The organism is Marinomonas posidonica (genome assembly GCF_043643765.1).
Classification (GTDB): Bacteria; Pseudomonadota; Gammaproteobacteria; order Pseudomonadales; family Marinomonadaceae; genus Marinomonas; species Marinomonas posidonica_A.
This window is the reverse complement of the sequence record NZ_JBHZSP010000001.1, coordinates 47,655-68,339: the sequence shown is the minus strand read 5'-3', so window position 1 is coordinate 68,339 and position 20,685 is coordinate 47,655. Positions and strand designations below refer to the sequence as shown.

Below are 20,685 nucleotides of genomic sequence, written 5' to 3'. Positions count from 1 at the left end.
TTATTCGGCTTCGGCTTCTGCTTCTGCTTCTTCGTATTGGGTAACATTGGTAATGATGCCAATGGCTTCAGGCTCTTCGACGATGTAATCCACGTTTTCAGAGTTGTAATCTTCCACTCGGCTTCGCGTTGGGTTGTCTTTGATATGACGACGCAACGACCCTTCTTGCAGGTAAATGGAAAGGTTTTCTGGATAAGTCACGATCACGGTACCGGAAGGGAAGAAAGGTGGTGTAACCGCTTTTAGTCCAGCAAATACCGCCATCACTTTGTTGTCGTTTACCAGAACTTTTTCTGAGGCTTGATCACCATTCGCGGCCAAACTGTTCAAGCGATAATCCGCCATCAAATCAGAGGACACAAAAGCCATTAATTGGGAATCATCACGCAAGTGTTCTGGAATCATCTGCTTAGCTGATTCCACAACCACGTCTAAGTTGCGCATGTCCGCATCCACATGCCCAAAGGTCAAACCGTCTTCATCAATTTGCTCTGCCGCTTCATCACGCACTTTTTGAATCCAACCTTTGTTGACGTCTTCGCCATTCGGGTTCTCTTCTGGATTAGTTTCAGCCGCAATGGACGTACCATGCCAACCAATTCGGATACGATCATCCGTCATGGCCTTGCGATAAATACTGGAATACAACTCTGCGTATTGTTGCGGTGTACGGTTGCGCCATTTGTCGAGCTTGCTGTACGTGATATGCACATCCACTTCGGTAAACTGACACTCATAGCCAGACTTACTTTCGCTGACAACGCTGGACGTTTTACGGTCATTGTTATCCGTATTGGTTCGTTTGGTTAGCAACCCTGAAACCGCCAACCCAACTTTTTCGCCTTTGATTTGCGCTACCGTTTCAACGTTGATCAACTTTAAGAACCACGCGCCATGCTCGGCCGCTTTTTCATAAAGACGTTGTTGAACAGACGGTTCTACTTCAAACTCTTCGCCAACGGCCGCGTTGACCGCTGCGTACACCTGATTCAGATACGCCTTTAAGCGGGTTTTACCTTGTGGAGATAGCAATGTTTTAGCCATTTTCATTTCCTATTTAAGATTCTCTTTTAGCGGCTCCCCAGACGCTTACCCAATGATTGACCGCTTAAACGATCTCAAATGTGGTTTCTGTTTCCCCCGTACCTTTTGGCGGGGCTTCTGTTTTATCTTTCATCGCTTTGGCAAAGTCGTCTTGTAGTGTTGCGAAGCTTTCCGTTAGGTTTTTTAGTGCTTCTGCTTGCTCCGAAAATGCCTTCTTTTCGTCTTCAAGCGCCGTGATTTTGTCTGTTAGCGCTTTGATTTCGGCTGCGAATTCGTTTGGCACTTCATCATCCACTGGCTCATCTTTTGGCGTGAGTGCGTCAAGCTGGGTTTTAAACTCAGTCAATTCGTTTTGCAGCTTTTCGAAAGCGGCTTTTTCTGCTTCTGTCATGGGTTCATCTTCCTGTGCTGGGGATAGTTTGAATAAACGCTGAAGAAGGCTCGGACGCGTTATGACCTCAGCTTCCAACTCTTCATCTGAAGGTTGGCTGTCAAAGCTCAGCGTTTGGCTTTCTTCATTTACAAAAATTTGGGAGTGTTCGCCGTTTTGACTAAAGGAAAGTTGCTGTGTACCAAGGCTGGCGGGCTCGTCGGTAATGGCGAGATGCATTAGGTAGGCTTTGCCAGTTTTGGCGAAGTCTTCGATCACGCGAATGGAGGTAAAAAGCTTCTGGCCTGCTTCATTCAGTTTTAGTAACAGCTTGTTGGCTTCTACTTGAGCAAACAGACATAAACGGCCCTTACCGTCTTTTTCAGCTTTTAGTGCCGTGACGCGACCGTAGTTGCCATACCATGACCAGTGATCTTGAAAGATGTTGGCGGTGTATTCGTCCGTGTCATAAGTTTCGGCCATGTCTTTAATCCACTGCTCTTTGATCTCACGACCATCGACAGTGGGCCCAGACGTTGCCACTTTGAACCACTTAGAAGACTTTGCCATTTTTCGTCCTTTTCCCGTTCCTATCACTCAGTTAAAACACTCTGTGATTGCAACGATAAGCAGCCAGACACGACCAATCCAGCGGCTAAAATCCGAAAAATTGCGATAACGCCATTATCACAACGTCTTGTATTTATTAGCGTTATTGCTGGCTTTCATGGCAGCTAATATGGCGCCATGGCACACTCTCAAGACGTTATTGAATATGCAAGACTGCTGTATATCCGCGCTCACAAACCCGCGGAGATTTCGGCTCGCCTGAATGTTTCAGAACGAACCATTTATGGCTGGATTGAGAAATTTAACTGGAAAGAACTGCTCGCCTTCGACACGGCAGAAATCGAAATCACTCGCCGCATTAGCACGTTAACTAACCGAGAAAATAAGACTAAAGAAGAAATCCAAGAGTTAAATGAGCTGTGTCGCACCTATGGCACTTTGCGACAAGACCTAGCCAAAGCCGAAAAGATCATGGCCGAAGCCCAAGCACTAAAAGAAGGCCGACCCGATGCAGTCGCCGGTGCAGAACGCCGCAGTAATCGACGCGGTAAAAAGAAAGCCTCGCCCAAGAATGACATTAGCAATATAGACCTATCTAAATTCGATACATGGGCGGCTGAAAACCTATTTGAATATCAAAAGCTTTGGCGAGCGGTTGCGCATGATCCTGACTTACGCCGTAACCGCTTCATACTGAAATCACGCCAAATCGGTGCGACTTACTACTTTGCATGGGAAGCATTCGAGGACGCATGCAAGAACGGTGAAAACCAAGTCTTTCTATCCGCCTCAAAAGACCAGGCACGAATTTTCAAAGCGTATATTCAAGCCTTTGCACGCAACACCTTTGAGATTGAGCTAAAAGGCCAAGATTCCATCGAGCTAACCAAAGACGGGAAAACGTGGGCCACACTGTATTTCTTATCAACCAATTCCAGCACAGCACAGGGCTACCACGGCCATTTGTATGTTGACGAAGTGTTTTGGATTCACGGTTACGCCAAGTTGCAAAAGCTGGCGTCCGGTATGGCTGCCCATAAGAAATGGCGACGTACTTACTTCTCTACCCCATCCAGCTTGCAGCACCCCGCTTATGAACATTGGAGCGGTGAGAAATTCAATAAAAATCGCTCACGCAAAGTTGAGGTAGACCTAACTGACGCCACCTTAAAACAAGGCTCACTTGGCGGCGACAAAATATGGCGTCATCTAGTGACCGTGGAAGATGCCGAGCGTATGGGTTGTGATCTATTCGACATTGACGAACTCAAAGCCGAATACAGCAAAGCCGACTACGAAAACCTATTTGGTTGTAAATTCGTGGACGACAACGAAAGCGTGTTTCCATTTAGCACATTACAGAAATGCATGGTCGATGCATTCAGCAAATGGAAAGACGTGGATTTTGATGGCGACAACCCTGTATTCCTTCGCCCTGTTGCCATTGGCTATGACCCAAGCCGAGTGCGAGACAATGCCGCTTTGGTGGTACTGGAAATCCCCCGCACACTGGCCGAGAAATGGCGCGTCATTGAAACGCATCAATTCAAAGGCATCACCTCAGAATACCAAGCCTCACGAATTGCCGAGATATACGAACGCTTCAATGTGGTTTGGTGTGGTATCGATGTGACCGGCATAGGTCACGACACCTTCCAATGCTGCTTGGATTTAAAGCTCAAGCATGTCGTCCCTATTTTCTATTCAGTGTCCGAAAAAACCGACCTAGTCACAAGGGGTAAACGCCTTATCGACGGTGGCCGTTTTGAATACGACATGGGCAACAAAGAGCTTTCTCAGTCGCTCATGATGATTCACCAAATCACCACACCAAATGGCTCCATCACCTATGGTGCCGCACGCAATAGCAGTACAGGCCATGCCGACTTAGCGTGGGCCGTGTTTCACGCCATGCAAGCCGAAAGACAGTTTGTTAAATCGAAAAAGCCCGGAAAGAAAATCAGTAAAACACGGGTTGCAATGGGATAAAGGACAATAAGATGAACACAACAAAACCACGCCAACGAGTAGACCGTCTGTATACCAGCGTTATGAGCGGTGAACTCATGCCCCAAAAGAAAAAGAGCAAAACTCGCGCTTTTAGCTTTGGGGACCCAGAACCGGTGCTAGGCAACCAAATTAGCGATTATCTCGGCATTTTTGCCGATATGAATGGCTATTGGTACCTACCACCGGTGAGCTTAGCGGGACTCGCCAAAACCCTGTATGCCAATGGTACCCACGCCAGTGTGCTGGAGTTTAAACAAAACCAACTCTTGGCCAGCGTGCAAGATAACCCTATGATTGCTCGAGCAGAATTTAGGGGAGCCTTTAAAGACTTTGAAGTGTTCGACAATGCCTATTTTCTAGCGATCCGAAATTGGCTAGGCGGCATTAATCGTTACGTTCGCCTCCCTGCCATTAATGTGCGAGTCGGCACCGACGACAACTATTTTTTGCTGCAATCCGATGGTAGCTTTCTTGAATACCCTGCCAGCGACATAATCCATCTAAACGGCGGTGACATTCGCCAAGCCATTTATGGTGTGCCAACCTACTTTGCAGGCATACACAGTATTTTACTTGGTGAAGCCGCCACCCTTTTCCGCCGTAAGTATTACCTGAATGGCGCTCATTCGGGCTATATCCTAGTCACGTTTGATTTGGACGATGATAAGGCCGACGACATAGAACAAGCCATTGTCCAATCAAAAGGACCAGGCAACCACCGTTCACTCTTCCTCAACATGGAATCCACCATTTCGGGCAAACCTGGCTACACAAAAGACCGTGTTCAGCTGCTCCCCGTTGGGGATTTCGGCAACCGGGATGAATACGACAAGATCAAAGAAGTCACCCAGCAAGACATTCTTAACATGCACCGGGTACCCGCTGGGCTTGCCAGCATTATGGCAAACAATGCCGCAGGCCATGGCGACTTAAAGAACGTGCGTGAGGTGTACTACGATTGTGAAACCATTCCCAAGCAAGCGATTTGGCAAGAACTGAATGACCAATTCCTAACCCGCGCCAAAATCGGCTTTAAAGAGCCTCGTTGGCTGACAGGCAGCAAGGAGAACATCTCATGAGCTTAGATTTCAGCAAAGGGGCATTTAATGCGTTTGCCGCAGGTAGCCCATTTGAAAGTGTGACCATGAGCAAGGCCACCGCGACCAATAGCCAGTGCGGAACCTTACGCACGCGGCTTGATAAATATTTACCTGCGGAAGGGGAAACGATTGTTAACCCTACGCTACCCGATGCCACGAAAGTCACCAACTGTCAAAATGCCCTGCTCAATTACGGTACGGGAGCCAACACGCTAAACGCCCACGTACAAACACGATTGGATTCTTTATTGGACGACTTGCAAGTGGCCAGTGCGGTGAAGTCTGTAGACAGTTATTTGAATGATGTGCCAGACAGTTGTGCCAACATCAACACCATCATGGGCACCGCCGCCGGCGCCACGGATGACTTGCTCGCCGCATCGAGCGACATTTTGAATGAACTGGACCAAGGGATAACGGACTTTGATTCAGGCACTATGGGTAAAGCCGACTTTGAAGACTTGTTGGATAGAGTCACCGCCGAACTAGGCAGCAACTTAACCACCATGCTTGGCATGATCAGTAACGAAGTGGCCATGGTGCAAAGCATGTACGACACCCATAGGCAAATGGCGCAATCATTTAAACTGGCTGGTTTGATTGATGATCCGTGTGTTAGACCCTTTTTGGTGAGGTTGGCAGGGCCAGAGCTGAGTCAGGTGCTTGTTAGTAATTTTGGGGTTGGGGATATTGAACAAATAGATGTTTAAGACTACCCTCCTATACACAGATAAAAATAGAAAGAATTAGACAAAGATAGACAAAGATATATCAAACGAATCAAAGCCATTAGGTTATTCAATTAGAAAGCATACCTGTATTAGTAATATACTATGTATTAAATTTGATAAATCCCAATTCGGGAAGTGAGTTTCAAATGGCTACTACATCATTCGACAAAAGCTTTGTCATAAAGGATAGAGAATCTTCAAAACGCTTTATGAAGGCTGTTGCACAACCACGCTTAGTGGATGTTGAAGACAAAGACCTGAAAGCAGAAAGCAAAAAAGGATTACAGCTATTAGCACGACGCTTCAATCTCTCTCAGAAATCCTAGCCGATCCTACCACAGGGCAAGAAATTGCACTTGCTCTTTTTGCTGATTTTACTTGCCCACCAAATGACGACGTCCAAGACTTTTTATTAAACAAAGCCATTCGCTTTGAACAAGAAGGCACAGGCAACACACACCTTATTTTAGATGACAACGGCTTGTTACTGGCCTACTTTACCGTCACCTTCAAAGACATCAAGATACATCCTGACACCTCTAAAAGCAGAGCAAGAAAGCTCAAGGCCAAAAAAAATACTGTCAGCACCTATCTAATAGGCCAAATCGGCAAAAACAAATCCATACCAGATAACCCTATTGATTTAGAGAAAATTCTAGCCGATGTGTATGTTGTTATTAAACAGGCTCAAGCTTTAATTGGTGGGCGAGTTATTATTTTAGAGTGCGAAAATAACGAAAGGTTAATCCGTCTTTATGAAAGCCAAGGCTTTCAAACTCTGGCTGTAGCTCAAGACCCTGAAGACGAAAACCCTCTCGTTACTATGTTCATCTCGATCAAGTAGTGCTGTTACATTCAAATTTTGTGACGTGTCACGCGATCAAGACTGATCTATATTAGACACAAATTAAATGGATAAGCTCAAATGACAGATTCAAGCAACCACTCAAGGAATCTCAAGACCATCTCGATATTTTTCATACTGTATTGGCTGCTAGACCTAACACCCACCGGTGATGACCAAATTAGGTTGCAATTTATTAGCTATGAAATACACAACTCCTCACCTTTAACAACAGTATCTTGGGTACTGTTAGCTTACTTCGGTTGGAGGTTCTACCTGAGTTCAAAGAGTAACTTTTCAGAAAAAGTGATCAAACCTATCAAGAAAATTCAATCAGACAAAATTTCAAATATTTTTATTAAAAAAAATATTTTAAAAGAAAAAATAAAAGAAAAAGCAACTAAAATTTACAGAGAAGAATATGCTGAAAAACAAGCTGAGAAACGAAACAAAAGCCAATCCAGGATAAATAATCCAAGTCATCAATATAACATTGAAGTTTTTAATCAAGTTGAAGGCATATTTTCAAATAAAATCCAATGTATTGCTAAATACAGTTTTAATCATCTTCCAGGCCTTGAAGATAAGCATTTTTTAATACCATTAAATATCGTTAAAGAACTACCTTTCATCAAAGTAAGAGCATGGTTTTCATTTATTCGTACATCAGAAGATAGCATTGAGTACTTATTACCGTATTTTTTGCTCTGTCTAGCAGTACTTTGTGCCATTTTAATCCAATTTGATATATCACCGAACCTTCTTCAAGATAAAGTCACTTCGTTTTTAAACAGGATTACAAGATGAAAATAGAGGATGAAATAAAGGAATTCCACAAAGAGCTTGATGATGACAAAGGCCTAAAATCCAAGAGACAAATGGTCATATATGTAGCATTAGTTACGTTGGCTCTAACACTATCAGCTGCTACAATAAAAGAAGCTAACACCTTCTTATTTAAAATAGATTTTCTAAACCCTGAGGGTCTAATGGCCTTACTGTTTATTTCAAATGTGTTTTGTTATGTGAGATACCAAAATTACTCGTCTCCCTATATAAAAACACTTAGAATGATAAAATACCATAGACTATCAAAGGATCAAAGAATACTTACAACCAACATAGATAAATCACAACGAGGTATGTTAGATGGTATCTTATTAGAGATAAATAGAGTTACCTCAGACAATGAAGAGATATCGATAAAGGAGATTCGATTCATCTCAAAGTACCTACTACTTCGTTATATCGATGTTGATTATCAGTTCAATAATAACGAATCAAAAGTAAAAAACCAACGCTATAGTGTTCTTACAAATGTTGGCTTTAAAAAGTACTTAGTATTCTTATACATCGATATTAGAGTTTCTTTAGATATGGTAATAAATCATCGTGAAACACTAGACATACAAGCCCCTAAGATAATTTCATTAATAGCTTGTTTATCATTATTCATGCAAGACAAGTTAAATATACTCACAGACTTATTTTCTACTGTTTATCAATAACCAAAACGCCCCATCACTGGGGCGTTTTTCGTTTTATAGCAAGGGTTGTTTCAGTTTCTCTAAGCTGTATTCACCTGATAGGGCCATGAGTCGGTGGCGGAAGTCGTCCACTGCGTTTTTGAGCAGCTTGGCGTCTCGTTGGATGTGTCGGACGGTTTCTATGTTGACTAGAGATTTGTTGTGTATGGGCATCATGTGTGTGCCTGATTCGTCCACATACAGTAGGCAGCGTGTGCCAATGGGTAAGTCTGAGATAACGTTGTCTAGGTTTAGGTTGGTTGCTGTGGGCTGTTGGTTTGTTATCTGGTCAAAGGCGCGAATGACGTGAAGGTGGAATTTGGGGCTGATCCACATAGCGTAAGCGTAGACCAGTTCTTTGCAGACATAAGTTCCGATTCCTTGTTTAGCTTTAATAGCCGGAATTCCGGCTATTTCAATTTCAGCTAACAACTCTTTTGTTTGTTGATTGTTTAGAAAGTAATTTGGGCGATGCTTACTTTCAGCACCAGCCGCTTTATGCAGATCATTAAGGGAATACAGTCCGTCGAGTATACGGATATCTTTAGAAGCGATAATTAAATGAGCCATCTTTGGCCTCCTGTTGTTAACCACCAAAACCAAGGTCTCAATCTCAATTAAGGTGGTGGATCTGAGTTCAGGTTGAGACTACCGCCAACAGGTAACGGCCAGCACGAATGCTGCCCAAACAAAGACCCACCATAACAGGCGGATTTCGGCCACAAAAAAACACGCGGAGCGTGTTCTAGGCCGCTGTTGTAAAACGGGGTCTCAATCCCGACGCTGGATTTTGCCAGCGCCCTTGAATGGTAGTCTTAGTTTTCTTGATATTCAAGCTTTGATTCCTCTGTTTACTTTTCATACAGTTCGTTCTACTCTTTTGGGTACCCAAGGAATGGGTATTAACCGATCAAGGAGACGATCATGGAACATTTCATTTTGCTTTTGCACGACCTCAAGCAAGTAACACTTGAGGACATTGCAGCCCTCCCCGAGGAAGCTCAGCATGTAATCGCTGAGCACCTAGAACAACTTCAAGACGATTTAGACAAGGCGTTGCCCAAGGTGGCTTAGCCAATCTAAATACGGGCATTGGTTTTCTAATGCCCTCTCAACTTAATAGATAAAAACGACAATCTCGTGGAATACCAAGAGTTCTTTGTCTCTATTTCAGTCACCATTAATTAAAGTTTAATTAATGGTGACGATATGAAAATCTTATACTTTAAGGGTCAATACTCTGAAGACCCGCTAACCAAACCATCTGGCTCCGTAACTAGTGACTTTCATTTTTGGGCACTTTTTAAACGTAAGAACTTCGAATGGATCATATATGATGAATCTCTAGAAGTTCTAAACGTAATGATGTCAGAAGGTCGTAGTTGGACAACATTTCAAGATGCCTGTAATTTAAAAGAATACGCTCACGATGTCGGCTATCATCAAGAGTACTCCCACTTAATGGAAGAAATCGAATTTCTAGGGTCAACATATGGTGATGAACATAATCACTTTTTCCTTAACTTAGATACAGAATGGGGAAAACTGCTTTCCTATCTTGTAGACAATAGACAACCTGCTATTAATAAACTTAAATCTTCTTTCAATGATTGGTGTGTCCATAAAATCGCATAGCGATACTGACAGATTGATAAGATCGTACGCCGCACTTGTTTTAGTGTGTTCATAGTGTTCGCACCTCCACTTGGTTAGGCTTGGCCATGCTTAGCAAACAGTAGCCTTTTTCTATTCCGTATTGGCCACCTTCTGTGATGTGGGTAATTATTCTGACTTCGCTGTCGGTTTCATGTTGGTACCCTTCTGCATCCACCGGAAATGCTTTAATGAGTAGGATGTCGCCTACTTTGTAATCTCTGTCATTGCGCCGTATTTCGGCTGTCTTTTTGCCTTCTACTAGGTCGTTCCAAAAGTCTTGGTGTATTTTTAGTTGATGCGCTTGCATGGTTCTTTTCCCCGTTTGTTCATTTTTAAAATTGTGACGTGTCACGCTTGGTTAAAGCCTTAGTTTTTTCTCTTCTCGTGTGAAGAAGCATTGGCCGTGGCCTTTAAAGTGTTTGTTGCAGCCTTTGGGTAATGCCTTCTGGCAAAACTGGCATTGCCCTAACTGGGCTTGTTCTGTTTCCATACGCTGTTTGTCGCGGCGTATGAGTGTGGCTATGTATTCATTCACGTCATAGCCACCACGAAAGCGCCTTAGTTCTTTCAAGTCGGCCAACTGGGCGCGTGAAAGCTGTATGCGTATCTCTTTTAAGCCCATTTCTTGATTACGCGCTTTGTCTTTGGCGCGCTTCTCTTGTTGGCGTTTGGTGGCTTGCTGGCGTAATTGGTCGGCTTTGGTTGCGTCTTTCATGCTGCTATCTCTACACGCAAGGGTTTGTAGTTTGATTCTGCCAACACTTGGGCCAGTGGCGGACAAACGGCATTGCCACAACGAGCCACTTGGTTAGCCTTAGTGAGTTTCTTGCCTTGGCTGTCATGGCTAATTTTGTATCCGTCTGGAAACCCCATGCCTTTAAAGAGCTCGTATGGTTCCAACATGCGCAAGCCAATATCAATAATCTGGTAAGCAGTCCCCTTAACCATAACCAGACCAAAACGATCCCGCGTGGTAATGGTATGCAACGGCTGGTCAATCTCTTGGGCGCTGCCTGTTCCGTAGTATTCGATAAGAAAGGCGCGCACTTCACCAAGGTGGAAACCGCCGGCTGAAATGGTGTGTAAAGGCTCGTTGGTACCGTGGCCTATGTTGTCGCCGCGAAACTTCACAATGTGACTAGTGACCAAGGCAAAATGCCCGCCTTTGACTTGCGCGCAAATCGTGCGCAATGGCTCGTCTATCGCCATGTTTCTTTGATGGCTGGCATTGGCGTATTCGGTAATAAAGCTAATTTTTGTGTCTACCGGTGCTATGAATGGATCATCGTTAAAGGCAAACTTTTCTAATCCTTTAGCTATTCGCTTGAGTGAATTTTCAGCCAACGGTTTCTTTCTTCCGAAAATCGATTTAACGGGTAGGTTCCAGTCAATAATATCGGCCGCTGTTTTGTAGGGTTTCAGCCCATCACCGTGGGTTGGCTTAGGCCATACAATTGGCTCGCCATCTTTACGAGCGATTAAAAAAAGACGTGTACGGCTTGTTGGTACTCCATAGTCACATGCTTTGAGCATTCGCCATTCCACCTGGTAACCCAAGCCGCTTTCGATCTTTGATAAATCGAATTCTTCACCTAGTGCGTGTTTTATGTCTTCAATGCTTGGATGGTCTAATGGTAAGCCTGTTGTTAGTGCTGCTATGAATGCTTTGAAAGTTTCACCTTTTCTCGCTTTGCATGGCTTGCCATCTACAACTGGCCCCCACGTTAAGAACTCTTCCACGTTTTCAAGTATGAACATTCGAACAGGTACCAATGCAGCCCAACGTACAGCCACCCACGCCAAACCACGAATATTTTTGTTTACAGGTGTTGCGCCTTTGGCTTTTGAAAAGTGTTTGCAATCGGGTGAAAACCACGCCAACCCAACAGGGTGACCATTACATGCTTCTACCGGATCAACATCCCATACCGATTCACAGTAATGGCGTGTTTCTGGATGATTCATTTTGTGCATATCAATGGCTGCTTGATCGTGGTTAATGGCAATGTCCACATTGCAATTCAAACCAAGCTCCATCCCTGTACTGGCACCGCCACCACCGGCGAAATTGTCAACTATGATTTCCCTTTTCATACTCAGCCCTCAAGCTCCAGTTGTTCTTGCTGCTCTAAAATCTTCCGCGCCATGCTGACCACGTCGGTTTGTGGCGGGTTGATGTAGTGCTTAAATTCCATGCCAAATACAGCACGCGCGCCGCAGCCGCCCTCACCTATGCATTGCACGTAAAGCTCCTTGTAAAACACGTCTTTTATGTCTTTTGCGAGATCATTGCTGTTGGTAATGATCGCTTTGCCTTTACATCGAGGGCATTTAACCCGGACTGACATATTGGCCACCTCCACCGTATTTGGTTGGCTCATTTTCAGGGCCGAAATTCGGCCCCGTACACTTATTGACACGAGTCCAAGGGACGGCTTCGCCGTCCTCCAAAGCCAAAGACCCTTTTTTACGCACTGTCCATTCGTAAATTCGAGTGATCAGCACATCAATCCCTTTTGCCACCCCTTTCACCGACTTCACCATTTCCCCATATTGGTTTTCTTCTGGCTCACTGTAGTGGGTTTTCAGGGTTTGGTTTTTACCCGCAAACACCCCTCCCATGAGTTTGACGAACCCGCCAAAGTCCGCTCGGTTGGCCGCGTGGTAAATGTCAGCAAAAGCTTTGGGGGCTTTGTCTTTCCCCAAGCGCCGCAACTCGCGCCAAACGGTCACGCTGGCACCACCAAGAAACTGAAACTGACGAATACGGTTTAAGCGCGCCCACGCCACAATGCGCTTGGCAGCGTCACTACCGCTTCGGCCTGTTTCGTGGTCGGTATCGACGTGTTTACCGTGAATGTTTTTCGAAATGTATTTGACGATATACCCCACCGCCGAGCCTTTGTCCTTGTCGATTTTTCTCACTTTTATGCGGTGCTTTTTCGCCCCTTGCTCGTTGCCATCTTCCTGCAAGGCGTACTTGGCAAAGGCGCGTAAAAAGTCATTAGAGTGTTTAGGATCGGTCCATAACATTAGGTGCCAGTGTGGGCAGCCATCATGATGCGGCTCCACTGTTCGCAGACCATAAAAAGGAATCTCGTGGCGATTACACCAAGAACGAAAGCGACGCCAAACCAAGTTCAAATAGGTTTGTGCGGTTCTTACACTGGGGCTTCCTGCTCGCCAAAACTTCAAGTTACGTTTACCGCGTGAAATGGGGTGATACTTAGAAGGACACGTCAGCGTGATAAACCAACCATCGTGGCCTAACTCGTCGGCGATTTCTTCCATGCCCTTTGCTCTAACGACCATTTCCGCAAAGCGATTATCGGGGTCAGACACGCCCTTTTTCGATAATTCGGCCAATGTGAACGACTGCCCCAAATCATTCACGGCTTCCCAGCCTTCCAAAAACGCCTTGTTATTTGCGGCTTGCTTTTCGGCTTTGCCCAACGCCCACCAAGACACATAAGGCGACTTATAGCGGTGTACCTGCCCGCATTCTCTCAGCACATTTTCCACCACTATCCATTGGCGCTTGGCTTGGCGAACCCACCATTCATTGGTGATCATTCGCGCGGCGAGCCCCGCTACTCTGTCGTTGTCATCCCAGTGGTCAAACGTGGCCCCCACTTGCTCAAGCTGCAAAGCAATGAATGCTTTCACCGCACTTGGGGTGCCTTGGGTACCAATGGCATAGATTTCCACCTCAAAGTAATTGCTCTTTTCCGCTGCCCAGCGGTGAAGCTCTTCACCATCTAATTCGGTAATTAGCTTGTCGCAGTAGTGCAATCGCTTTACTACGTCACGCAACCAATCCATGGCCATATCATTCCCTGCGGCTTTTAGCAGTCGCTCAAACTCACCTGTTACCACCGGACGCAATACGGCCAGTTTTTCCAGCAATTTGAAGCGTTCAACCGAGTGGGAAAGCCAAGCATTGGCCTTGATATAACCTTGCTGTTTGTCCAACTCCTGAAGACGCTCATGAAAAACAGAAGCGTCTTCACGACTTAAACCTTCCAGCTGTTTGCGGCGCCACTGCTCACACTCATAAGGCCACATAAAACCCACTGGCGCTGGCGGTATTTCCTGCTCTACCTGTGGGCGACTCCAATAACTCAAGGTACTGCTCATACGGCTTCAACCCCTTGCAAGCGCTCTACTCTTTGCAAAGCAAAGGCATACCCACTGTGACCAGAAAACAACCCAGCTACACTACGCAGTAAATCCAGCTTTTCCGCCACCGCAATGGCGGTACTGTTGCACGTCCATGACTGAGTAAAGTGCGAGCCGACCACATCCGCCATGACGCCTTTATCTGTCAGTAAAAAACGATTCAGCTGACCACGGATAGCAAAGTTCACCATGGCACTGAGCATGTCCAGTTCCCAAGTACAAAGCGGGAATGACAATTGCGCGCCTATGCTGCCCACGTCGTAACATTCAGAAGTTACGCGATCCGTTCTAAAACTCGGCTGTTGGGATAGCTTTTCTAACGTGAACGAAGGGGACCAAACGCTGTATAAGGTCAACCCTACTGGCTCGCCTCTATCGATCTCGTGGCAGGCATACATCTTTTGCCAATGAGCCGAGATAAGACGCATGACATTGATTTCCGTTTTCGTAAACGAGAATAAAACAGCCTCAATTCGTGGTGCGCTTACTGGTTGTGCGGTCATGTTTCATCGCCTCTAATGTTGCTTTTTCGGATACCCAAGACTTATTAATCGCCGCTCGAATAGACTCTGGCGGACGCTTTAGCACAAAGGCTTTTAACTGTTCGTAGGATTGTTCAATGGACGAAGTAGTAGGCATGTTCCCTCTCCTGTCGTTTGGTGAAACACAATCTCTTCTAACTCGGTGTCATTCACTAAAAAGTCCTCCTTACCGCAGGTGGGGCAAAACTCGTCTTTCACCCCGAGTAAGGTCAATGACTTTCCTAGTTTGGCTTTTGGCCCTTCCCAGCCACAGTTAGCGCAAACGTATTCCATAAGCACCTCATGCTTGGCCGTGAGCCAACACCGCCAGCTCAGTGCGTTGTAATGACGCAATCGCCTCTCGAATTTCTTTCAAAATCTTACTGCGCTCGCGCTCTGTTAAGCGGTTGTCTGCCATGGCTTCCTGTACTGCCGAAAACACGTCGCCGCATTCTTTGCCGTTGGACACCACCGCTTCCACAATGGAACAAGGCGCATCTTTTAAAGCCGACAAAATAATGGCCCCCTGCATGGCGCGAAGCACCACATCGTTTCCGGTGAGTAATTGAATGGCGTGAAGCTCATGAACGGTTAGCTTGTTGACCGTGTTGTTCGGATTGACCTTGTTGATCAATACCTGGTGGCTCATGCCCAACGCGGCCGAAATCTCTTTCGAAGACTGATTAGATTGGTGAACCAAATCGTGAAGTGCTTGCTGAAAGTAATCCATCGTCATTTTCTCCCCAGAAAATCAAATGTATTTGTGATTAAGCAGATTGCTTATGCTTGGATTCATAGAGTGAAGGGTCGTATTTCAGAGCCCCATTGGTGATTTTTTCTAAGCGCATGGCTTGAACTTGAGGAATAACCTCAGCCCAAGCTGATACCGCAGCTCTCGAAACACCTAGTTGTTGAGCAATACAGCTCTGGTTTTGTTTCTGTTCTTTGAAGAAGGCAAGAACCTTATTTTTAAGCATGCTATGACCTCATTTAAAACATCAAGTTTTCTTAACATAATTGACAAGAATACTTGTGTCAAGATGACTTAACATAAGTTCTATGAAAACAATTGCAGAAAGAATCCTTCACAGAAGGAAAGAACTTAAGATTTCACAGCGCGCACTAGGGAAGCTCTTGAATGTTTCCGGTGCGACTATATCTCTGTGGGAAACTGACAGGACTTACCCAAATGGTGAAAACCTTCTCAATCTAGCGAAGGTATTGAAAACAACACCAGAATGGATTCGAAATGGAAATGAAAGTAGTAGTGCAATTAAAGAACCTGACGGTTTTTATAATCTGGCACCAGCTCCACTCCAGCCACCATCTAAAAGACTACCGGTTATAAGCCATGTTCAAGCAGGAAACTGGACTGAAGCCATTGATTACTATGAAGCTGGTGATGATGTTGAGTGGGAAGAAGCACCAAGTTCAGCCAGTGAAAATGCCTTTTGGCTGCGAGTAGTTGGCGATAGTATGACAGCCCCATTCGGACTAAGTATTTCAGAAGGGATGTTAATTTTAGTTGATCCCGATATTGCTCCTGAAAACGGAAAGTTGGTCGTCGCTAAACTGGATGGTACTGACGAAGTTACCTTTAAAAAGCTCGTCATTGATGCTGGTCAGAAGTCACTAAGACCTTTAAACACAACTTACAGCCCTATTACCATAAATGGTAATTGCCGCATTGTTGGTGTCGTTACAGAAGTAAAAATGAAGCTTTAATCAAAAAATAGTTTGTTAAGTAAACTTGACAAACTATTTTTTCGAACCTATTGTTAAGAAAACTTTCCAACAAACAAGGATTCTTAACATGCCAAATTCAAGCAACTCAGATATTAATAACCCTATCTCTCACGGACTTATCACGACTGCGATGCAAAATCAGGACTTTATGGAATTTGCAGAGCTAGAAGGCGGCGAGAGAATCAAACAAGACATTGAAGCATTTTTTACCGATTACTCAGAATTGAGCATCAACGAGCAGTTGGACAACCTCAAAAACCCAACCCTTGTCAGAATGTGGCGCTTCTTTGTGGCCTACATGCTGGACCTAGAACCCTACTCACTAGCAACGTCCCACCTTATCCAAACAGACCTTTGCGCCAAATGGATAACAACTCCACTAAGCAATTTGGTCACAAGCAAATACCTAACTCGCCTTGCCCTACTGGACAAAGCAAACAACCAAACACTTCACATCGCTAACTAGAAGGATATAGAACATGGAAAACTCAAACACCCAAATGCAAACAAAAGCCGAAAGCGCCCTAGCTGAAAAACTAGAACAACTTATCCAGACGCTAAGCAAACCAAAAGTGGCAGACAACAAAACCCTTTGGGGCTCAAACGAATGCGCCGCCTACCTTGGTCTATCAAAGAAGAAATTCATGGGTGACGTAGCCTGCAAACGAACTTTTCCAAAAGCACGCAACGTCGGCGGCTCAGAAAACCGCACCAACTGGCGATGGGTCGCCAGCGACGTAATGGCCTGGGCACTCGCCCAAAAGATCACCCATTAAGTGACTTTCACCAGACACAAAAAAACCGCCAAAGGGCGGTTTTTTAATATGGAACTTAATATCGATAAGGGCTTCTAAATATTTTTTGCCAACAATTTTTTCTCATAACCTCTCAAAAAAGCATCACGCTGGGGACAATTTTTCATAATAGCTAACTGCAATATAGCGTAAAGAGACCAACATTCATCACCCATTGTTGATGACGATTTTTTTCCTTCTTTAAACATATCACACCTAATTCGATACAACCTATTTACCTCATCGTTAATCAAACTAGATTTCAATTCATTTATGCAAAACCATTCACGCTTCTTCCCATTATTTTTACCTTTAAAACAGTCGTTACCTAAAGCTTCAAAAGCTAACCACATCAGAATAAAGCGTTCGATTTCATATTTTTGAAGAAAAGCCTTATCTAGTAAAATCATAGCCTCTTCAGATATATTAATAAGTTCTGCACCCTCAATAGGGGGATTTTCAAACATATTCAAAGATTGAGTAATAAAAACTGAAGCATAACCAACATCCGAAGACATCACAGCATCACTTTTAGTAGAAAAACGCCTAACAAAAATAAGCTCTCTTGCAATAGGCACTCCGAATATAAGCCTGAGAGAGTTTACAATATATAGAGTCTGAGAGTTTTTAGCCTTTTCTTCCTCTTCACTAAAATAACAAAAAGTTAGCTTTATATTATTACTACCAGCAGGAATAAATTTATTTTGTAGAGTAGAGCAAGGCTGCATATCATTACCTGCATCATAATAATTAACCCACTTTAAATCTAAATTTTCATTCTTCATAGGTACTACAAGAGAGACATCAACATTACCAAAAAAATTATTCGACAAAAAATCTCGAACTTTTGATAAGTCCTTTTGCTTTAAAGAAGAGCTCCAGGTTGTTTCCCTGAAAAAAGTGAACCCTTTATCTTCAGCTCTTTTAACCATACTATCTCTTATACTGTCCATGTGCGTATCTCTTTTAGTGAATGAAATCAGAAAAATTGCTTTCTTTGCTCTGGCCGATGCTCAACTTCAAAAACGTTGTATTGACTTCACTTCTTAGTTATTAACAATAGACTAAATAAACCTAATCCACTCTTGTTCCGTTAGGATGATAAGCGGATGCCCACTCTCTCGTAGCTCTATTGCCTTCTGTATCTTGCGGCCAAAGCTGGTGTGCTTCCAATCTGGTGATACCTGAGAACCAATCACTACATAATGAATCGATTTGCTTGGGTCTTTGCGAGGCGTAGCGCCCAGCTTGATGGCAATCGCTTCTACTTCTTTGCGGGTGCCTGTATTGAATACACCAGTAAAGCAAATGGCCGCACGCTCGTGGTTCATAGAGTCGATGCGGTCTGCAATATGATCCATAGGGTGAGCATCTGCCGCACCCGTTTCAAGGAAGCGAATGCCAGCCGTTTGTTTTAAGAAAGACAATAAACTTTCTTCATCGGTAGGGGTTGGTTGTTGAAGCTCTGAAAACTCCATCAGCTTAGCTGCAACGCTTCTGATTGTAGAGTCGTCCATTATATCTGAATGACGGTTTATCCAATCAATGAGGTATTCGAATTCTTCAGCATTGATCTGATCGTCTGCAACAATGCCACTGACTAACCCTAGAAATTCATTAAGGTAATCCGATTCAGTAACGTCCTCGAATGAGCGAAATTCGATGATGTCGGTAATGAGTGCGTTTAGATCGTCCAATTCTTCCGCTGTGAACTGACCATCTACTAACGCATCACTAATTAGGTCTAGCAAGTCCTGTGCATCAGGGTCATCACGTAATGGCTTTGAATCCAACAGCCAGGTGTTGAGGTAAAGTGCCTCCATCGTGTTGAGCTTGGTATCTGCCACCACACCTTGCAAAATCCCCTTCAAAGAATAAATGGCTTTTTTCTTGTTACTGGCTCGCGCGTAATTCGGTGTTGAACTGTCCATGATTACTCCTTTAAAAATGAGATATATTAAAACTTACTCACTCTTATCCTTTTTTTTCGACCACATTGACTTCACTAAACCACCAAAAAGATCATGTATTGGTGAATTGTCGCCATGCTTCTTATCTAGTGTTTCTGATGCATTAGATGCAACAGCATATATAGCTGATACCAATAGCTTGTCTAACATTTCCTCTTTATTTTCTGCACCCAATTTATCAATTTGCTCTTTGAAGTTTTGATATGAAAAAGCTAGGGCTTCTTTATGGGCATATTCTTGTTGCAGCCTTTGAGATTCACTCCTTCTTTTCGATGCAAAAACAGCTAGCCAAACTAAAGGAAGTATTATGGGTAATTTTTGAGCCAAGTTGCTGAAAGCATCACTAAGATTAGTAAATGTTACAACTATAATCTTTCCCTTATCATCAATATCAATTAAAAAATAAATTGATATTCCAACAAGGGATATCACTGCCAAATAAAAAATTATGGAGTTTATAATTATAGGTAGAGTAAATGATTTTTTCATATCACTAAACGCTGTTGCTAGACCAGCTCTTGTCGCGCTAGGTAGAGCACTCCTAATTTCTTCATTTAAAGCTGTATATTTATTCTTCTGCTCAATCTCGAAATCAGAAAGATTTTTCAATAATTTATCAAGTTCATTTTTCAGTCCACCACTGCGAACACCATCGATATCTTCTTCTCCCATGACTTGAATATAATATGAGTCTATATCTTCTAAATTATTACTTGCTCCTGCATAGGCTTTTCGGATTGCTTCTGCATTTTTCTCTGCATCAATTTTAGCCTGCTCAATTTTTGCGGAAATGGAATTGACACCATCAAATAATCTAGAATATAAGCTATGTATTTTTACACACTCTTGGTCGGCACTACTTAGCAATTCTTCAAACTTTGTTTTTAAAGATTCACGGCCCTCTACATCATCAAGAAGTACATTACGAAAATCATTTATTTTTTTATAATTTTCATCAACTTCTTTCTTCTTAGTCTCTAAATCGGTGACAAAGTGCTTTATTGCCTTATCAAGACTTTCTTTATAAACGGTTAGGCTATGAGAAGTACCACTATCGCCTTCATCTACCTTAGGCGCATACCCTTTGAGATTATTAAGAATTACATCAATACTTGTGTTGGTGTTTATTAAATTAGTTTTATTTTGGCTAGATAGGTACAAAGAAAGCTCATTAAATGCTTTTGTACAATGTTGAGTTAATGCATCACTGAATAGTGCAATAGAAACAAGATCAAAATCTAAATAATTCAAAGTGTCATTTAGATAGACTACTACTTTTTTTAACCTGGCTAATTCTGTAGCATCCTCAATATTTATTTTTTCCTCCTGAATAGACAGGACAGTGTCGCTAAGCTTATCCCAAGCAACCTTAAACGTTCCATTCTCAAAAGCCTCTTTCCATCTACTCATATCTACATCCTTAATAAAATTAGTCAATTAGTTGATGTACACATCTTATATTTAATTTACATAAAAAAATAACCTCTTAATTTTCAACATAAGTAACTAAATGTAAATGAAAGATTCAGATACAAAAAAACCGCCACTTGGGCGGTTCTTTGTTGATGCAAGATTGACGGTCTTGCACCGCGTGCTATAGGCACCATCTCATCGATGGAATTAT

At 43.5% G+C, this 20,685-nt stretch carries 28 protein-coding genes; 12 read left to right on the top strand and 16 right to left on the bottom strand.

Translation table 11 applies throughout. From position 1 onward, the window contains the following. Nucleotides 1–1,044: a phage major capsid protein, P2 family gene (locus ACHUFM_RS00390; protein ID WP_394178474.1), complete on the bottom strand. Its 1,044-nt coding sequence runs from the start codon at nucleotides 1,042–1,044 to the stop codon at nucleotides 1–3. A 64-nt stretch (nucleotides 1,045–1,108) separates the two neighbouring features. Continuing rightward, the gene (locus ACHUFM_RS00385; RefSeq protein ID WP_394178472.1) at nucleotides 1,109–1,984 is read right to left on the bottom strand and encodes a GPO family capsid scaffolding protein; all 876 of its coding nucleotides are present in this window, start codon (nucleotides 1,982–1,984) and stop codon (nucleotides 1,109–1,111) included. Between the two features lie 177 nt (nucleotides 1,985–2,161). On the opposite strand from ACHUFM_RS00385, the gene ACHUFM_RS00380 reads away from it, so the two are divergent. From ACHUFM_RS00380 to ACHUFM_RS00350, 7 genes are all read left to right on the top strand, one after another. After that, nucleotides 2,162–3,973, top strand: a complete 1,812-nt coding sequence (locus ACHUFM_RS00380) for a terminase large subunit domain-containing protein (protein ID WP_394178470.1) — start codon at nucleotides 2,162–2,164, stop codon at nucleotides 3,971–3,973. Between the two features lie 11 nt (nucleotides 3,974–3,984). Next, nucleotides 3,985–5,073, top strand: a complete 1,089-nt coding sequence (locus ACHUFM_RS00375) for a phage portal protein (RefSeq protein ID WP_394178468.1) — start codon at nucleotides 3,985–3,987, stop codon at nucleotides 5,071–5,073. Next, complete coding sequence (locus ACHUFM_RS00370) at nucleotides 5,070–5,804, top strand: DUF7217 family protein (protein ID WP_394178466.1); 735 nt, start codon at nucleotides 5,070–5,072, stop codon at nucleotides 5,802–5,804. The genes ACHUFM_RS00375 and ACHUFM_RS00370 overlap by 4 nt, the downstream gene beginning before the upstream one ends. Nucleotides 5,805–5,971: 167 nt before the next feature. Continuing rightward, nucleotides 5,972–6,151, top strand: coding sequence for a hypothetical protein (locus ACHUFM_RS00365; RefSeq protein ID WP_394178464.1), 180 nt, complete (start codon nucleotides 5,972–5,974; stop codon nucleotides 6,149–6,151). A 155-nt stretch (nucleotides 6,152–6,306) separates the two neighbouring features. Next, nucleotides 6,307–6,669, top strand: coding sequence for an N-acetyltransferase (locus ACHUFM_RS00360; RefSeq protein WP_394178462.1), 363 nt, complete (start codon nucleotides 6,307–6,309; stop codon nucleotides 6,667–6,669). Nucleotides 6,670–6,750: 81 nt separating this feature from the next. After that, on the top strand, nucleotides 6,751–7,476 hold the full coding sequence (locus ACHUFM_RS00355) for a hypothetical protein (protein ID WP_394178460.1): 726 nt from the start codon (nucleotides 6,751–6,753) through the stop codon (nucleotides 7,474–7,476). Then, nucleotides 7,473–8,177: a hypothetical protein gene (locus tag ACHUFM_RS00350; protein ID WP_394178458.1), complete on the top strand. Its 705-nt coding sequence runs from the start codon at nucleotides 7,473–7,475 to the stop codon at nucleotides 8,175–8,177. The genes ACHUFM_RS00355 and ACHUFM_RS00350 overlap by 4 nt, the downstream gene beginning before the upstream one ends. A 33-nt stretch (nucleotides 8,178–8,210) precedes the next feature. Here ACHUFM_RS00350 and ACHUFM_RS00345 read toward each other — a convergent pair whose 3' ends face one another. Continuing rightward, on the bottom strand, nucleotides 8,211–8,765 hold the full coding sequence (locus ACHUFM_RS00345; RefSeq protein WP_394178456.1) for a KilA-N domain-containing protein: 555 nt from the start codon (nucleotides 8,763–8,765) through the stop codon (nucleotides 8,211–8,213). Between the two features lie 354 nt (nucleotides 8,766–9,119). On the opposite strand from ACHUFM_RS00345, the gene ACHUFM_RS00340 reads away from it, so the two are divergent. Together ACHUFM_RS00340 and ACHUFM_RS00335 are read left to right on the top strand one after the other, a co-directional pair. Then, nucleotides 9,120–9,269 carry a hypothetical protein gene (locus tag ACHUFM_RS00340; protein WP_181799817.1) on the top strand — a complete coding sequence of 50 codons (150 nt, stop codon included), beginning with the start codon at nucleotides 9,120–9,122 and terminating at the stop codon, nucleotides 9,267–9,269. 135 nt (nucleotides 9,270–9,404) lie between these two features. Then, nucleotides 9,405–9,830: a hypothetical protein gene (locus tag ACHUFM_RS00335; RefSeq protein ID WP_394178454.1), complete on the top strand. Its 426-nt coding sequence runs from the start codon at nucleotides 9,405–9,407 to the stop codon at nucleotides 9,828–9,830. Nucleotides 9,831–9,879: 49 nt separating this feature from the next. On the opposite strand, the gene ACHUFM_RS00330 is transcribed toward ACHUFM_RS00335, so the two are convergent. The 10 genes from ACHUFM_RS00330 to ACHUFM_RS00285 are packed head-to-tail and all read right to left on the bottom strand — an operon-like array spanning nucleotide 9,880 to nucleotide 15,528. Continuing rightward, the gene (locus ACHUFM_RS00330) at nucleotides 9,880–10,158 is read right to left on the bottom strand and encodes a DUF3850 domain-containing protein (protein WP_394178452.1); all 279 of its coding nucleotides are present in this window, start codon (nucleotides 10,156–10,158) and stop codon (nucleotides 9,880–9,882) included. A 51-nt stretch (nucleotides 10,159–10,209) separates the two neighbouring features. Then, entirely contained in the window at nucleotides 10,210–10,566 is a 357-nt protein-coding gene (locus ACHUFM_RS00325; RefSeq protein WP_394178450.1) for a hypothetical protein, read from the bottom strand. Then, nucleotides 10,563–11,945 carry a DNA cytosine methyltransferase gene (locus ACHUFM_RS00320; RefSeq protein WP_394178448.1) on the bottom strand — a complete coding sequence of 461 codons (1,383 nt, stop codon included), beginning with the start codon at nucleotides 11,943–11,945 and terminating at the stop codon, nucleotides 10,563–10,565. Before ACHUFM_RS00320 ends, ACHUFM_RS00325 begins: the two co-directional genes overlap by 4 nt. 2 nt (nucleotides 11,946–11,947) lie before the next feature. Continuing rightward, nucleotides 11,948–12,199: an ogr/Delta-like zinc finger family protein gene (locus tag ACHUFM_RS00315; protein ID WP_394178446.1), complete on the bottom strand. Its 252-nt coding sequence runs from the start codon at nucleotides 12,197–12,199 to the stop codon at nucleotides 11,948–11,950. Continuing rightward, nucleotides 12,183–13,988 (bottom strand): replication endonuclease, encoded by a 1,806-nt coding sequence (locus tag ACHUFM_RS00310; RefSeq protein WP_394178444.1) that lies wholly within the window; start codon nucleotides 13,986–13,988, stop codon nucleotides 12,183–12,185. The genes ACHUFM_RS00315 and ACHUFM_RS00310 overlap by 17 nt, the downstream gene beginning before the upstream one ends. After that, on the bottom strand, nucleotides 13,985–14,533 hold the full coding sequence (locus ACHUFM_RS00305) for a hypothetical protein (protein ID WP_394178442.1): 549 nt from the start codon (nucleotides 14,531–14,533) through the stop codon (nucleotides 13,985–13,987). The genes ACHUFM_RS00310 and ACHUFM_RS00305 overlap by 4 nt, the downstream gene beginning before the upstream one ends. Beyond that, nucleotides 14,499–14,669: a hypothetical protein gene (locus tag ACHUFM_RS00300; RefSeq protein WP_394178440.1), complete on the bottom strand. Its 171-nt coding sequence runs from the start codon at nucleotides 14,667–14,669 to the stop codon at nucleotides 14,499–14,501. Before ACHUFM_RS00300 ends, ACHUFM_RS00305 begins: the two co-directional genes overlap by 35 nt. Further along, complete coding sequence (locus ACHUFM_RS00295) at nucleotides 14,627–14,845, bottom strand: hypothetical protein (RefSeq protein WP_394178438.1); 219 nt, start codon at nucleotides 14,843–14,845, stop codon at nucleotides 14,627–14,629. The genes ACHUFM_RS00300 and ACHUFM_RS00295 overlap by 43 nt, the downstream gene beginning before the upstream one ends. A 7-nt stretch (nucleotides 14,846–14,852) precedes the next feature. Beyond that, on the bottom strand, nucleotides 14,853–15,287 hold the full coding sequence (locus ACHUFM_RS00290) for a phage regulatory CII family protein (protein ID WP_394178436.1): 435 nt from the start codon (nucleotides 15,285–15,287) through the stop codon (nucleotides 14,853–14,855). 31 nt (nucleotides 15,288–15,318) lie between these two features. After that, nucleotides 15,319–15,528: a Cro/CI family transcriptional regulator gene (locus ACHUFM_RS00285; RefSeq protein ID WP_394178434.1), complete on the bottom strand. Its 210-nt coding sequence runs from the start codon at nucleotides 15,526–15,528 to the stop codon at nucleotides 15,319–15,321. An 82-nt stretch (nucleotides 15,529–15,610) separates the two neighbouring features. Here ACHUFM_RS00285 and ACHUFM_RS00280 point away from each other — a divergent pair, with 82 nt between their 5' ends. The 3 genes from ACHUFM_RS00280 to ACHUFM_RS00270 all read left to right on the top strand — a co-directional run bounded on the left by ACHUFM_RS00280 (nucleotide 15,611) and on the right by ACHUFM_RS00270 (nucleotide 17,073). Beyond that, entirely contained in the window at nucleotides 15,611–16,276 is a 666-nt protein-coding gene (locus ACHUFM_RS00280) for a LexA family protein (RefSeq protein WP_394178432.1), read from the top strand. Nucleotides 16,277–16,364: 88 nt separating this feature from the next. Further along, complete coding sequence (locus ACHUFM_RS00275; RefSeq protein WP_394178430.1) at nucleotides 16,365–16,763, top strand: hypothetical protein; 399 nt, start codon at nucleotides 16,365–16,367, stop codon at nucleotides 16,761–16,763. 13 nt (nucleotides 16,764–16,776) lie between these two features. Further along, nucleotides 16,777–17,073, top strand: coding sequence for a helix-turn-helix transcriptional regulator (locus ACHUFM_RS00270; protein WP_394178428.1), 297 nt, complete (start codon nucleotides 16,777–16,779; stop codon nucleotides 17,071–17,073). 74 nt (nucleotides 17,074–17,147) lie between these two features. Here ACHUFM_RS00270 and ACHUFM_RS00265 read toward each other — a convergent pair whose 3' ends face one another. The 3 genes from ACHUFM_RS00265 to ACHUFM_RS00255 all read right to left on the bottom strand — a co-directional run bounded on the left by ACHUFM_RS00265 (nucleotide 17,148) and on the right by ACHUFM_RS00255 (nucleotide 20,471). Continuing rightward, nucleotides 17,148–18,044: a hypothetical protein gene (locus tag ACHUFM_RS00265; RefSeq protein WP_394178426.1), complete on the bottom strand. Its 897-nt coding sequence runs from the start codon at nucleotides 18,042–18,044 to the stop codon at nucleotides 17,148–17,150. Nucleotides 18,045–18,155: 111 nt separating this feature from the next. Then, complete coding sequence (locus ACHUFM_RS00260) at nucleotides 18,156–19,022, bottom strand: BRCT domain-containing protein (protein WP_394178424.1); 867 nt, start codon at nucleotides 19,020–19,022, stop codon at nucleotides 18,156–18,158. 33 nt (nucleotides 19,023–19,055) lie between these two features. Beyond that, the gene (locus ACHUFM_RS00255) at nucleotides 19,056–20,471 is read right to left on the bottom strand and encodes a hypothetical protein (protein ID WP_394178422.1); all 1,416 of its coding nucleotides are present in this window, start codon (nucleotides 20,469–20,471) and stop codon (nucleotides 19,056–19,058) included. Between the last annotated feature and the right edge of the window lie 214 nt (nucleotides 20,472–20,685).